This is a genomic window from Brevundimonas sp. FV1ps31S (genome assembly GCF_058681265.1).
This window is the reverse complement of the sequence record NZ_CM178735.1, coordinates 364,844-378,484: the sequence shown is the minus strand read 5'-3', so window position 1 is coordinate 378,484 and position 13,641 is coordinate 364,844. Positions and strand designations below refer to the sequence as shown.

Genomic DNA, 13,641 nt, shown 5'->3' with positions numbered 1-13,641 from the left:
ACTGCTCCTCAGCCGAGACCCTTGCCAGCGAGCGGGCCTTCGGCGAGCCGATGGAGCGCTTGCGTATGCGCCGACGGATCGGCGAGGAATTCTTCGAAGCCCCGGTCCCAGACCGCCGAGTTCAGATCCGCAGCGAGGGTCCACCCGTTCGCGAGATCGACGCCGTTGCCGGGCCGGTAGCCGATGTTCATGTTCAGGCTATGCCACATAATGGTCGATTTGGCGTCGATCTCGAACATGCTTTGCTCCATGAAGCCATCGTCGAACTTGTCGATGATGAGGACAGGCGGCCTGGCGGGTCCGCGACGCGCCGCGGCAAGCCAAGTGTTCAGGTGAAGGTCGCCGAGCCCGGATCCGATCACATAGATGACGTCCGCGACCATGGCGTCCCTGGCGAGCGCCGCATAGTAGGCGGCCATGGGCTGAGCCTGCAGCCTGGACAGCTTGTCCAGCCCGGTGATGACCGCCGATCGCTGCACCTGGCTTCCGTCCATGCGGCTCGCCCCCGATCCGCTGAAGCCGGCGTATTTGACCGCTTCCGCGGCATCGTCGAACCAGAACAGCTCACCGATGTCGCCGTCCGCGACCGGCGGATGCGCGAAGCCGAAATGGATCGAGCCGTGTAGGTGATACAGGCAGTCCCGCTCCCAGCCGTCGAACACGGTCCGTGGATCGAACCGGACGGCGGGCGCTGCCGCCCGGCGCTCGAAACCGACATCCAGATCAGGCGCAGCCTGCAGCGGGAAATCGTCATAGTTGGTCGTGTAGATGCGCGTCGTGGCGGTGGCGCGCAGCCCCGCGATGAAGGCGGACAGGCCGGCGATAGGACCCTGTCCTGCGGCGCTGACGTTGGCCATTCGTTTGAAGATGACGTCGGTGATTTGCCGGCAAAGGGCGCGGAGCGCACGCTCATCCGCGTCCAGCCGCCTGTCCATGAAGGGCCGGAGCAGAGGCCTGAACGCATTCACCGCGCCAGGCGTGGGGTCGAAGGCGAACTCGAGCTCGTGAGCGCAATGGTAGATGTGCTCGAAGTTGACCGCGTCCGGTCCTCCCTTGAGATACGCCCCGAGCCTCTGACGGATTTCCGCCCAGGCCCGCCCGCCCCCGCTCATCGTCATCCACTCGCCGCCCATCGTCTCCTCGATGGCGCTGGTGAGCCTCGACGTCGACGGCGCGCCGAACGCCAGGGACGCGCCCGCCCCCATAACCACTAGGGCTCTGCGCGAAGCTCGCGTCATCGCAGATCGCAACGCGCGAGACTGATCGGGCATGATCGGGAATAGGCCTGTCGGCGGATGTAGGCCACGGGTTGCACGTCGAAGGTCTCTAAACATCCGACGCCGGACGGCGGCGTCGCGCAACCCATACCAGCGCGGCCGGCGGGACACGAGCGCTGGCGGGCTCGCTAGAGCGGCTTGTCTATAAGCGGTCGCCCCGCGCTAGAAATCCGTGGCCGAGACGGGTCTGATTTCGATCGAGAAGGTGCGGGCCGCAGGTTCGGTTACGAAAATTTCGACGTCGGGGTTCAAGGCTCGGGCCAAGGCGACTAAAGCCGTCCGATCGGCCGGCGGCGTCCTGCAACCCAAGACCAGACCGGTCAGTAGCGCGGGATCGAACGGCAGATCTTCGACCGCCTGGTCGATCCGACGTCCGAAGCCGAAATCGATCCGCCACTCCTTCTCATAGGCCCAGACGCGCGCTTTGGTGTAGATTTGCCGGTCTGTCACCACCTTGGCCTCGTCGGGCCGGCCAGAGATCATGCGCGCCAGACCGGCCTCGTCCGCGAGCCGTGGCATATCGTCGAGGTAAACGACAGGTCGCGCCTCGCCGAACGGATTGTCCTCGCCTTCCAGGGTCAGCCGCAGCACGGCGCCCTGATGTTGCTGAGCATAGTGGGACCACATCAGGATGCTGGCGGGATCCTCCGACAGGCAGATCAGCTTGGCGCGGCGCAGGTAGGCGCGCAGCCCGACGTTCATCCGCTCCACCGCCTCGGTCTGGGTGGCGAGACGTCGGATGTCGGCGGAGAGCGCCGCGTCGAAGCCGGAACGGTCGTACGTCTGGCCCGCGGCGGCCATCAACGCCTTCCATTGCGCGAAGCCCGCCGAAGGCGGCGCGCGGTCACCCTTGAGATAGTCGTCCCACAGCAGATCCAGCGCCATGGCCGTGACCCGGTCGGGATCCACGTCCAGCAGTAGGTCGAAGCTCAGGTCGAACGGATCATTGAGCAGCGGCGGGCTCGTCCACCGCAGCCGACCGGTCTCCAGCACGATCCTCGTCGTGCTCAGGGACAGGTATTTGTAAAGGTGTTCCGGTCGATCCAAGCCTGTCTCCCGCGTTGCGCTCGCCGTCAGCCGATCCGACCTTGTGCAGCCGGGCGGCGTGCGCCCGGCCGGGGACTTCTAATGAGGGACGATATGCACGGGACGATGAACGTGGTCGACAGCGGCCTGCCCGAAACCCAGCATCTCATCCTCTAGCGCCTCTCCACCAAGACCGAAACCTCGCCTTTCGGCGGCCGCGACGTGAGCGCCCGGGCGCTGATCAACCTCATCTCGGCGTTGGGCCCGAACCTTTGAGCTAGTTCGAGGACCAGGGGCACCTCTCCACCTATCCAGCGCCGAGACCGCCGAGACGCTCGGCGAAGCGCCGCAAAGCGTTCTCAACCCTGAGCGCGGACTCTTCGCAATTTTTAAAGTGAGCCCGTCGAACCAGTGGTCGATGCCGGACACGACAGGCGCGGCCGGGCCGGTCCAGTGATGTGCCGGCCCAACGCTGCGCCGATGGCATATCGTCTGAAGCTGGCGGTCCTAATCAGCGCCCACCCGAAAGCGGACGTTCTTAACCGCCGCAAGGAGTCAGAAGGAGACCTGATCGCGGGCTGGACACAGAGGTCGGCTCCTGACTCTTGTGAGACGTTGAGAGGGTCCGCTTGGTGCCGACGCGGTTGCCGGGGGTGGAACTGGGCTCTGACGAACAGTTGGTACCAGATAGCCAGTTCCATCTTTGGGGTACCCGTCATTCCGTCAACAACGCACCTCCGACACCAAAGCGTTCTGGAGCGTCAGGGCTAGGATCAAATTGGGTAGGCAGGCCTTATCCGCCAAGGCGGCGAAAAGGCTGACCAGTTCCCCGAGTAAAATGAGCTGAGCCAATACCGTTTCTCTCGGTGAGGCGATTAACTGAGCCCATCAAGGAGGGGCTTCTGAAGCTGTTGCACCGCAGACGCTTTGTCCATTAGGAACCACATTTCAATGAATCCGCTTTCAGTGACGCGGTAGCTCGCAAATTCCATGATCTCTATCGCGGCGCCCGTGGCCGGTACGCCCAACCACTCCGTCGCGGGCGTACCGGTGTCGCGCAATCTTGCGGCTATCCGATCGTCTGCAACGATGAGGTCTTCGATTTCCCACGTGAAGTCCGGCATTATCTCAATAAATGCCGCCAGTGAATTGAGGACGTCTTCTCGCTTGCAAGCCACTCCGTTCACAGTGACCTCGTCATGGACGAGGTTAGCGATTGTCGCGAAGTCGCGTGCGTTCGCCGCCGCGACGTAGCGCCGATAGAAATCACTAAGGTCTTGGACCATCGGTTTCTTCTTCTAATGAACGGCGCCGAAGGGCGGCGCCGAGGGTTCAATCCGGCGTGAAAGACGCACGACGGCGTCGGTCTCAGACCTGCAGCCCGAACTGCGCCCTGATGCTTGCAAAGAACGACGGGTCGTCTGTCGCCGCGCGTTCCTTCAGCATCGTCGCGGCGTCTGCGCCGGCCACGTAGCGCAGCCTCGCCGTATCGTCCGTGGCCGCCTCCAGGATAGATTGGGCGATCTGTTCGGGTTCTGACCCCTCGCCCATCATCTTGCCGTAGGTCCCCATCGCCGCCTCGATCAGCGGCTGGTAGTCCGTGAGCTCGGGATCGTTGCTGAACACCATCGATCGACCGGCAAAATCGGTTCTGATCGCGCCAGGTTCGATCAGCTTCACCGTAATTCCGAGTGGAGCGAGTTCATATTGCAGTGCCTCGGTCGCGCCTTCGACGGCATATTTCGAGGCATGATAGAGGGTACCGAACGGAAGCGTGATGCGCCCGCTGGTCGAACTGACGTTGACGATGATCCCGGCCTGCCGTTCCCGGAAGTGGGGCAGAATGGCTTGCATCGTTCGCAGCACGCCGAAGACATTCACCTCGAACTGACGACGAAGCGTCTCGATCGATGCCGCCTCCAGCGGACCGAATGCTCCGAAGCCTGCGTTGTTCACAACCACATCAAGCTGGCCGAACTCCACGATCCCCGCAGCGATGGCGGACCGGATAGAGATGTCATCTTCGACATCGAGCCGTGTCACCAACAGGCGTTCCATCGCGCTGAGGTCAGCACCATCGGCAGTGTTGCGCATGGTCGCTACGACATTCCAGCCTTCTCGCTGGAAAAGCTTGGCCGTTGCACGGCCAAGACCGCTCGAGGCGCCGGTGATGAGGATTGTCTTGGGCATGATTGTCGTTCCTTGAACCGCAGGGCGTCACGCGCCCGCCGCAAAGGAGCTAGGTGTCGTTAAACGTTTTGACTAGTATGCACCTTTTGGTAAGGTCGATTGATGAGGTCTCGCGCGTCCAAATTCGATTTAACCTGCGGTCTCGACGCCGCACTTCGCATCGTCGCTGGCAAGTGGAAGCCTTTGCTTGTCTACTTCCTGCTTCCCGGCCCCAAACGCTACAGTGAGTTGAGGCGCGCCGCTCGCGGCGTCAGCGACAAGATGCTCATTCAGCATCTGAAAGAACTTGAGAAAGACGGGGTTGTCCTTCGTACGGATTACAAGGAGATCCCGCCGCGCGTCGACTACGCGCTGACCCCCCTTGGTCGCAGCTTGGCGCAGGCCCTTGTACCGCTCTGCGACTGGGGAACGGAGAATATGGCCGAAGTCACTCGCCTGTTGAGCGAGGCCGAGCCGCTGGCATGAGCATCGCCCGCCATCCCGATAAGGAGGGCAGACACGGTGACGATGGCGCCGCTTGGCCCCATCAGTATGCGGAAAAGCTGGGTGCCGACACGGTGCCCCGCATCAAACATTCCGGTGCTGGCAGTCAGAATCAATGTCGCGTTTCCGGTCGCAAACTAGGGTCCGCTCATGGCGCTGAAGAGATGCTGAGAGCGCAGAATGGGGAACGGACAGAGAGGCGACCTCAATGGAGGTTGGCCATGCGCCAGTCTCACCTGTTCATCCAACCCAAGTGCCGTGGGAAGCGGGCCGTCTGATCGGCCCCCAGTTGGCAAGGCGATTCCATCTGGAGCAGCGCCGGCTCCTCGATGCTCTCAACTTCACGGAGGCGCTGGCGGACCTGCAGGGTCTCCACGACGACTGGCGACTCTCGAACGGATTTACGACTCACTCGAGGCCTTGGTGATCCCAGCCGACGAGCATGCAACGATGAGCTGGCGTATGTTGGGTCCTGCTTCCTGTCCGCCAAGGGCTCGTCCAGGGGTGGTCGGAGGTGCGCGGAGCCGCACTGACGGGGTGGTCTGCTTGAGGGGCGCTATCGCTCCGCGAGACGCCTAGAGGGTCGGGAAGCCCATCATTCGATTTCAGTCCAATCGGGCTGTCCGCAACACCCCTGAGGGGGCCACTCGAGGAGCGTCATTCGAGCGGAATGACGTGCACACCTTACGCACAGCTGCGAGGGGTTAAGTGACTGAATAGGCAGTAGAAAAAAACGGCGGGAAGTAGCGTACTTTACGCTACCGTCGCTTCGACGCCAATTTTCCTATTTTCTTCAATGGCTTAACGGTAGCGTACAGTACGCTACCAGTGGCGGAATTGGAGTCGGTGCGCGTCTCCACCTCGATCCCGCGACAGCCCATCCGAAGCCCGAGCGAAACGAACCCTGGAGGCTCGTATCAATGCGATCGGCCTCAGCATCTCCAATCACGTGCGTCGCGCCCTTTGGGCGGCGGCCGGGCCGCAGGTGTTGACCCGCCCGTCTGTGCCCGCTGGGACTCGGCAGGATCGCGGGAGCGATCCGCTTCGGGACGAAGCGTCGGCCGAACCCGGAGGCGGTCATGGGCGCCGGCGTCGTTGAATCGTTTTGTTCTGAGAGCCCCGTCAGCGTCCAGCGCCGGAACTGCCGGTAGACCGAGTTCCACTCGCCGAAATGGCTGTGCAGGTCACGCCAGGCCGTCCCTGTCCGGGCGATCCAGAAGACTCCATCCAGGATCAGCCGGTGATCGTGCCAATGCGATCAGCATCAGCATCTCCGATCATGTACGTCATCTAGCAGTATCTCAGCGGCGAGGACGGTTGAGTACAACGCCAGCTCTGCCACCAGATTTGTTTCGTGACGGCCGTCACCGGCGCCTCGGCGAAGGAGCGGTCCATCGACGGGAATTATGCTCGTCTCAACAAGGCGGGCGCCGAAGTCGCATGGTTATCTTCTGGCCTTTTCGGCCTCGGCCGTCGAGGTGGAAGCGGCCCCAAAACGCCGCCGATCAGTTCCTCTCCCTCCATGAGATCATCCAAGGCGTGTAATGATCGTTCCCCGGTTGGGGAACATCAGCCGCCGGTGCGCCAAGGCCGCCCGCGTTGAACGAACTTCAGCGGAGCGTTCTTCGGCGTCTCTCGATCTCCTCGATCCGTCGAGGCATCAGCTTGGCGACCCAATCTCCGACCACTTTGGCCGCGAGAGAAACGGCGACGTATGCGATCGCGCTCATCGCCAACATCGCCAGAAAACTCAGTCCCAGGTTTTCCATACATTCGTCCTTTGCTGCGGGCACTTACGGATATGGGAAGAATGGCCGGTCGACCAAGAGCAACGCTGGCGGCCTCGGTCAGTGCACCTTCAGCTTGCGACTGGCATCGACGATATCTGCCAGTTCCTTAGCTTCGCCTTCCAAGAGCAAGGCCTGCAGCGCCAGCCCCTGAAGTCTGTGCGGGCGCATCCGGCGGCAGAAACGGTCAGCATCTATTTCACCGGCACCGCCGCTGGTCAGCATGAGCGCCCTCTCATGGAGCGGTCGCATCGCCCAATAGGCTGCAAAGCAGGCGGCGAGATCGCGCGAAAGATCGGGAGCCCGGCCCAGCAGGAAACCGCCATGCGCGTCCTTCCATTCGGCTAGATCGCGGCCCAAATCGGACGTGAAAGCATTGAACTCGCCGTCTTCGCTAGAGACATCGACAGCGTCTTCGATCTCCACCTGCATCGCGTGGCATGCTGCGCGGTGCGCTTCGACATGCCGACGCGCCCATTCTGCGGTAACCAGTTGGGTGAGCACGGGGTCGTGCCGAGGCAGAAGGACCGACAGGTCAATGCTGATGCTGGAACCGCCGTTCTCCCGCTGGATCGGCAGGAACGCCTGCAACGCTTCCAGGCGCTCATCTGCCTCTCGCTTGCAGAGGCCCGTCTCGCGGCATACTGCGGCAAGGCTCGTGACAATCCGCCGTTGGTCAGGATTGGCCGCCGAAGCCACTTGCCGTGACCATATGCGCATCATCGACCGAAGGACGGCGCGCAGATCGCTGGGCATGCCTAGCTGATCTTCCGCGCGCGCCAGAACTTCGATGCTGACGACGCCTATCGCGCCGGCCACATCTTCAGCAGCCAGAGACGACCGGGCCCCGAGGGTGAATTCCAAAAAATCAAACATCCGCGCTCCGGAACTAGAAAAGCCGCTCAATAACACTGATAGTGTGTAGATCGGGGCGCGACGTCGGCGCAAGCGCGAAGGTGTGGCACGCGACCCGGACCTAGAATGGCTTGGCCGACGCATCCGGCAACTAAGGATATCGCGCGCCTTTAGCCAGGAAGAGCTAGCGGAGCGTTCCGGCCTCCACCGTAACTACATCGGCGGCATCGAGCGCGGCGAGCGGAACGTGGGCGTAAAGGCGCTTTTCGCCTTGAGCAGGGCGCTCTCGATATCCCCAGCGGATTTTTTCGGAGACGCCTAGCAACGCGCTCGCTTCGTCAGGGCAGATCATCACCCTTTAACCGGTTGGCAACAACCTCCAGCGAACATGGCTGCGCCCCTCTCCCCTCATAGTTCAATCGTTCGCGCGCGCGCGCCGAACATGTTTTCTTATGAGGCCCATGATGAGTTCACCCCAGCGCAAACCGCGGATCGGCGCCGACCCGCAGGCCAAGCAGTTGGCCGACGCTTCGGGTCCAGCCGACCAGCAGTCTTCAACTTCTATGGCGGCGATGGCCGTCCTCGACCGGGCGAACGCCTTGACTATCGACGATGCCTTGTCACCCCATGATCGGGCGATCGCCGCGCTCGCTCTTCTCGACGATTTGGCCCGCGCCATTGCTCGAGTGGCGATCGATCTGCAACTTGACGGCTCCCATCACCTTCAGGAGTCTGATTGCTGATGCGCACCGCACTTTACGCTCGCTATTCGACGGACCTCCAGAAGTCACCTCCATTGAGGACCAGTTCGCCACCTACGGCTCCTTCGCCAGACGACATGATCTCTCGGTCACGACCATCTCCACGACGCCGCAATGTCCGGCGCTTCGGCGGCCAGGCGCGGCGGGACCTGTTCGGATACATCGAAGGCTTCTACAACCCAGTCGCCTGCACTCGTCACTAGGCTATATCAGCCCCGCTGAGGCCGAACGCAGAGCGGCTTAACCCCGTCCACTTTTGCGGGAAAAGATCACGTGTGCTTGCGCGCATGGCGCTCAATTATGCACCTTGACGACCTTTCCCATTTGCCTGGAGCCTGATTGTTGATGCGCGCAGTCCTATACGCCCGCTATTCGACCGACCTTCAGAACGTCAAATCGATCGCGGATCAGTTTGCGGCCTGTAGCGCTTTCGCAGCCAAAACCGGCGCCGAGGTGGTGGCGACCTTCCACGACGCGGAACTCTCCGGAGATTCCGCAGTCAACCGACCCGGCCTTCAATCGCTCTTGCGTGAGATGAGCGCGGGAACGTTCGATTTAGTGATCTGCGAGGCGCTGGATCGGTTATCGCGTCGACTGTCGGACCTATCCGCGATCTACGAGGACCTGCTTTTTAGGGGCGTCGGTCTTCGCACGATCTCGGAAGGGGACGTCGGCAAGATGCACATCGGCCTCATGGGCACGATGAATGCACTCCAACTCGATGAAACTAGAAGAAAGACACGCCGGGGCCTCCAGGGCGTTGTCCGCTCCGGTCGCCACACCGGCGGACAGGTTTACGGCTACCGGATTCGTCGGGAGCTGGACGCCGCAGGTGAGCCGATACGGGGCCTGCGGGATATTGAACCTGGCGAGGCGGACGTCGTCAGAGAGATTTTTCGGCGATATGCCGCCGGCCAGTCGCCTCGAGCTATTGTAAGCGACCTCAACACGCGCGGGGTGCCCAGCCCGCGAGGCGGCAGTTGGAACGCTTCGACCATCAACGGCAATGCCGAGCGCGGCAATGGCGTGATCCACAATGAGTTCTACCGTGGCGTCTTGGTTTTTGGCCGCCAGACATGGGTGAAGGATAGGCGTACAGGCAAGCGTCAAGCTCGCACGGGAGATCCCCAAGAAATCCTGCGCACCGAAGTGCCCCATCTTCGCATCATCTCCGAGGACCTATGGTCCAAGGTTCGTGATCGCTATGAGGAAAACAAGCTGTCGCCTCGTGCGGCCTCCCCTCGCGGCGCTGTGCGACCACGACACTTGTTGAGCGGCAAATTGACCTGCGGGGTCTGTGGTGGCCCGATGATCCGGAGTGGGGGCGACCAACGCTTCATGTGCTCATGGCGCCGTGAACGGGGGAAACTGGTTTGCACGAACGGCCGTGGCATAAAGAGCGCCGAGATCGAGGCGCGTGTCCTGGCCGCGATCAAAAATCGACTTCTCTCGCCGGAGCGGATCGCGATCGCCGTTCAGGAAGCCCGGACTGCTGCCGAGAAAGAGCGACGAGAGCTGGAGCTTGGGCGGTCAAAAATCGAGAATGAACTCGCTGAGGTCAAACGGCGCGCCTCGCGCCTGGTAGACCAAGTGGCGGACGGCATACTGAGCGGCATGGCGATCAAGGATAGGCTGGATACGCTTGAGACGCGGCGCGCCGAACTTGAATCCAGGCTCGCAATATCGCCGGAGCCCTCTGTCGTCACGCTCCACCCCAATGTCGCGAACCACTACAGAGCCATCGTGGGCTCGTTGGAGCGCGCATTGGAACGTAGCGATAGCGAGGCGGCTGTGGAAGCGAAGGATCTCGTTCGCAAGTTGATCGAGACCGTGGTGGTCACGCCGCTGGAAGAGCGGGGCAAGTTTGCGTTGACGGTACAAGGCAAAATCGCCGCCCTGGTGAACCAGGACGGCGAAAATACTATGAAGTTGGGTGCGGGAGTAGGATTTGAACCTACGACCTTCAGGTTATGAGCCTGACGAGCTACCGGGCTGCTCCATCCCGCGGCAAACGGTAGTTTTTCGTGAGGAAGAACGGTTCGAGAAGACCGCTGATTGCGGTGATTTGGTTTTCATCATCGGCTGTCCGCCTTGTAGACCCGGCGGCGACCTACTCTCCCGCGCCTTGAGACGAAGTACCATTGGCTCTGGAGGGCTTAACGACCGAGTTCGGAATGGGATCGGGTGGGGAACCTCCGACATAGCCACCAGGTCAACAAGGCGGACAGCGGATGATGAGAAGACATTGTCTGAGATTGCTTCGGTCAAGGAGCAATCATCGAATGAGTTTTGCTGAGAAACGATCAAACCGATCGGATTATTAGTACCAGTAAGCTTCATGGGTCGCCCCACTTCCACACCTGGCCTATCAACGTGGTAGTCTTCCACGATCCTCAGCGAAGCCTTGTTTTGAGGTTAGTTTCCCGCTTAGATGCTTTCAGCGGTTATCTATTCCATACTTAGCTACCCTGCTGCACAGCTGGCGCCATGACAGGTACACCAGAGGTATGTCCATCCCGGTCCTCTCGTACTAGGGACAGATCCTCTCAAGCTTCGAACACCCACGGCAGATAGGGACCAAACTGTCTCACGACGTTCTGAACCCAGCTCACGTACCACTTTAAATGGCGAACAGCCATACCCTTGGGACCTGCTCCAGCCCCAGGATGTGATGAGCCGACATCGAGGTGCCAAACTTTGCCGTCGATATGGACTCTTGGGCAAAATCAGCCTGTTATCCCTAGAGTACCTTTTATCCGTTGAGCGATGGCCCTTCCACTCGGGACCACCGGATCACTATGGCCGACTTTCGTCTCTGCTCGACTTGTCAGTCTCGCAGTCAGGCGAGCTTATGCCATTGCACTCGACGAGCGATTTCCGACCGCTCTGAGCTCACCATCGCGCGCCTCCGTTACACTTTAGGAGGCGACCGCCCCAGTCAAACTACCCACCACGCCATGTCCCGGGACCGGATAACGGCCCTCGGTTAGACGTCAACGACAGTAAGGGTGGTATTTCAAGGACGACTCCACCAGAGCTGGCGCCCCGGTTTCATAGTCTCCCACCTATCCTACACATACGGTCGCTAACGCCAAGGCGAAGCTATAGTAAAGGTTCATAGGGTCTTTCCGTCTGACCGCGGGAACCCCGCATCTTCACGGGGAATTCAATTTCACTGAGCCTGTGCTGGAGACAGTGGGGAAGTCGTTACGCCATTCGTGCAGGTCGGAACTTACCCGACAAGGAATTTCGCTACCTTAGGACCGTTATAGTTACGGCCGCCGTTTACCTGGGCTTCAGTTCGTCGCTTTCACAACTCCCTTTAACCTTCAGGCACCGGGCAGGCGTCAGACCCTATACGTCGCATTGCTGCTTCGCAGAGCCCTGTGTTTTTGCTAAACAGTCGCTACCCCCTGGCTTGTGCCACTCAGTCCTGGTTGCCCAGGGTGAGTCACGCTTATTCCGAAGTTACGCGTGCAATTTGCCGAGTTCCTTCAGCACAGTTCTCTCAAACGCCTTGGTATGCTCTACCTGACCACCTGTGTCGGTTTCGGGTACGGTCTCTGCTGGAGTTATTTCCTGGGACAACGCCCCCGCACACACAATCCAATAAGTGGGTACGAGTTAAGCCATCCGTCACTTCCAGCTGGTGCAGGAATATTTACCTGCTTCCCATCGACTACGCTTTTCAGCCTCGCCTTAGGGGCCGACTAACCCTGCGCAGATTAGCTTTACGCAGGAACCCTTGGTCTTTCGGCGAGAGTGTCTCTCACACTCTTATCGTTACTCATGTCAGCATTCTCACTTCCGATACCTCCAGCCAGGCTCACGCCTGACCTTCACCGGCCTACGGAACGCTCCGCTACCGCTTGCAGTAAACTGCAAACCCATATCTTCGGCGCACGGCTTGAGCCCCGTTACATTTTCCGCGCAGGATCGCTTGATCAGTGAGCTGTTACGCTTTCTTTAAAGGATGGCTGCTTCTAAGCCAACCTCCTGATTGTCAAAGCAATCCCACATCGTTTCCCACTTAGCCGTGACTTGGGGGCCTTAGATGATGGTTAGGGTTGTTTCCCTTTTCACGACGGACGTTAGCACCCGCCGTGTGTCTGCCCGATAGTTCTCTTGGGTATTCGGAGTTTGGTTAGTATTGGTACCGCTCGCGCAGCCCGCAACCATCCAGTGCTCTACCCCCCAAGGAATTCGTCGGACGCTCTACCTAAATAGATTTCGCGGAGAACCAGCTATGTCCAGGTTTGATTGGCCTTTCACCCCTATCCACAAGTCATCCCAGAATTTTTCAACATTCACGGGTTCGGTCCTCCAGTTGGTGTTACCCAACCTTCAACCTGCTCATGGATAGATCACCTGGTTTCGGGTCGTCATACGTCGAACTTAGCGCCCTATTCAGACTCGCTTTCGCTGCGCCTACACCTAACGGCTTAAGCTTGCTCGACACATGAAGTCGCTGACCCATTATACAAAAGGTACGCCGTCACCCCGCTTGGGGGCTCCGACTGCTTGTAGGCTTCCGATTTCAGGATCTGTTTCACTCCCCTTGTCGGGGTGCTTTTCACCTTTCCCTCACGGTACTTGTTCACTATCGGTCGTAGAGGAGTACTTAGGCTTGGAGGGTGGTCCCCCCATGTTCAGACAGGATTTCACGTGTCCCGCCCTACTCGAGTCTCTTGCTATTTGATGACTACGGGGCTTTCACCCACTATGGCCGACCTTTCCAGATCGTTCGTCTTTATTTCACAAGAGCACTGGCCTGGTCCCGGTTCGCTCGCCACTACTACGGGAGTCTCGGTTGATGTCCTTTCCTCCGGGTACTGAGATGTTTCAGTTCCCCGGGTTCGCTTAATGAAGCCTATGTATTCAGCTCATTATACCTTTAAACAATCCGCCAATCGCTGTTCCCGAAGAAACAGAGTTGGAAGACTGTAAAGGTGGGTTTCCCCATTCGGAAATAACCGGATCAAAGGGTGCTAGCGCCTCCCCGGTTCTTATCGCAGCTTGCCACGTCCTTCATCGCCTCTCTACGCCAAGGCATCCGTCAGAAGCCCTTCAACGTTTGATCGTTTCTCAGCAAAACTCATGCTTGGTTTATTCCGCCCGACTGGAAAGTTGCCGGGGGACCAAGCCTGATTTTTGTCAGACAATGTCTTCTTCTCGAACAAGACCTACAAGCTCAGGGGAGCCGGTCACGTTCTTCCTTCACGATTTCAATGCACGCCAGCCTTACGGCCAACGGCAAACTCG

General features: G+C 60.0%; 10 protein-coding genes, 1 tRNA gene, 2 rRNA genes and 1 pseudogene. 4 read left to right on the top strand and 10 right to left on the bottom strand.

What is annotated here, in order from left to right; genetic code table 11:
* Window positions 1-8 precede the first annotated feature (8 nt).
* The 4 genes from ACVPT3_RS01835 to ACVPT3_RS01820 all read right to left on the bottom strand — a co-directional run bounded on the left by ACVPT3_RS01835 (window position 9) and on the right by ACVPT3_RS01820 (window position 4,493).
* Window positions 9-1,205, bottom strand: coding sequence for an SIR2 family protein (locus ACVPT3_RS01835; RefSeq protein ID WP_492042518.1), 1,197 nt, complete (start codon window positions 1,203-1,205; stop codon window positions 9-11).
* A 234-nt stretch (window positions 1,206-1,439) separates the two neighbouring features.
* Window positions 1,440-2,324, bottom strand: coding sequence for a DUF2971 domain-containing protein (locus ACVPT3_RS01830; protein ID WP_492042517.1), 885 nt, complete (start codon window positions 2,322-2,324; stop codon window positions 1,440-1,442).
* Window positions 2,325-3,178: 854 nt separating this feature from the next.
* Window positions 3,179-3,589, bottom strand: a complete 411-nt coding sequence (locus ACVPT3_RS01825) for an ester cyclase (protein WP_492042516.1) — start codon at window positions 3,587-3,589, stop codon at window positions 3,179-3,181.
* 82 nt (window positions 3,590-3,671) lie between these two features.
* The gene (locus tag ACVPT3_RS01820) at window positions 3,672-4,493 is read right to left on the bottom strand and encodes an SDR family oxidoreductase (protein ID WP_492042515.1); all 822 of its coding nucleotides are present in this window, start codon (window positions 4,491-4,493) and stop codon (window positions 3,672-3,674) included.
* A 102-nt stretch (window positions 4,494-4,595) separates the two neighbouring features.
* On the opposite strand from ACVPT3_RS01820, the gene ACVPT3_RS01815 reads away from it, so the two are divergent.
* The gene (locus tag ACVPT3_RS01815) at window positions 4,596-4,958 is read left to right on the top strand and encodes a winged helix-turn-helix transcriptional regulator (RefSeq protein ID WP_492042514.1); all 363 of its coding nucleotides are present in this window, start codon (window positions 4,596-4,598) and stop codon (window positions 4,956-4,958) included.
* Window positions 4,959-6,084: 1,126 nt separating this feature from the next.
* Here the strand turns inward: ACVPT3_RS01815 and ACVPT3_RS01810 are convergent.
* The 3 genes and pseudogenes from ACVPT3_RS01810 to ACVPT3_RS01800 form a co-directional block, all read right to left on the bottom strand.
* Window positions 6,085-6,222, bottom strand: a pseudogene (locus ACVPT3_RS01810) (transposase); the annotation flags it as partial.
* A gap of 364 nt (window positions 6,223-6,586) precedes the next feature.
* On the bottom strand, window positions 6,587-6,745 hold the full coding sequence (locus ACVPT3_RS01805; RefSeq protein WP_492042513.1) for a hypothetical protein: 159 nt from the start codon (window positions 6,743-6,745) through the stop codon (window positions 6,587-6,589).
* 78 nt (window positions 6,746-6,823) lie between these two features.
* Window positions 6,824-7,639 carry a hypothetical protein gene (locus tag ACVPT3_RS01800; RefSeq protein ID WP_492042512.1) on the bottom strand — a complete coding sequence of 272 codons (816 nt, stop codon included), beginning with the start codon at window positions 7,637-7,639 and terminating at the stop codon, window positions 6,824-6,826.
* An 82-nt stretch (window positions 7,640-7,721) separates the two neighbouring features.
* Here ACVPT3_RS01800 and ACVPT3_RS01795 point away from each other — a divergent pair, with 82 nt between their 5' ends.
* The 3 genes from ACVPT3_RS01795 (at window position 7,722) to ACVPT3_RS01785 (ending at window position 10,353) form a co-directional block, all read left to right on the top strand.
* On the top strand, window positions 7,722-7,940 hold the full coding sequence (locus ACVPT3_RS01795; protein WP_492042511.1) for a helix-turn-helix domain-containing protein: 219 nt from the start codon (window positions 7,722-7,724) through the stop codon (window positions 7,938-7,940).
* Window positions 7,941-8,079: 139 nt separating this feature from the next.
* On the top strand, window positions 8,080-8,361 hold the full coding sequence (locus tag ACVPT3_RS01790) for a hypothetical protein (RefSeq protein ID WP_492042510.1): 282 nt from the start codon (window positions 8,080-8,082) through the stop codon (window positions 8,359-8,361).
* 363 nt (window positions 8,362-8,724) lie between these two features.
* Complete coding sequence (locus ACVPT3_RS01785; protein ID WP_492043773.1) at window positions 8,725-10,353, top strand: recombinase family protein; 1,629 nt, start codon at window positions 8,725-8,727, stop codon at window positions 10,351-10,353.
* Here ACVPT3_RS01785 and ACVPT3_RS01780 read toward each other — a convergent pair.
* From ACVPT3_RS01780 to ACVPT3_RS01770, 3 genes are all read right to left on the bottom strand, one after another.
* A tRNA-Met gene (locus tag ACVPT3_RS01780) sits at window positions 10,310-10,386 on the bottom strand. The two genes, ACVPT3_RS01785 and ACVPT3_RS01780, sit on opposite strands and share 44 nt — an antisense overlap.
* A 90-nt stretch (window positions 10,387-10,476) precedes the next feature.
* Window positions 10,477-10,591 (bottom strand): 5S ribosomal RNA (gene rrf / locus ACVPT3_RS01775).
* Between the two features lie 87 nt (window positions 10,592-10,678).
* Window positions 10,679-13,459 (bottom strand): 23S ribosomal RNA (locus ACVPT3_RS01770).
* Window positions 13,460-13,641: the final 182 nt, after the last annotated feature.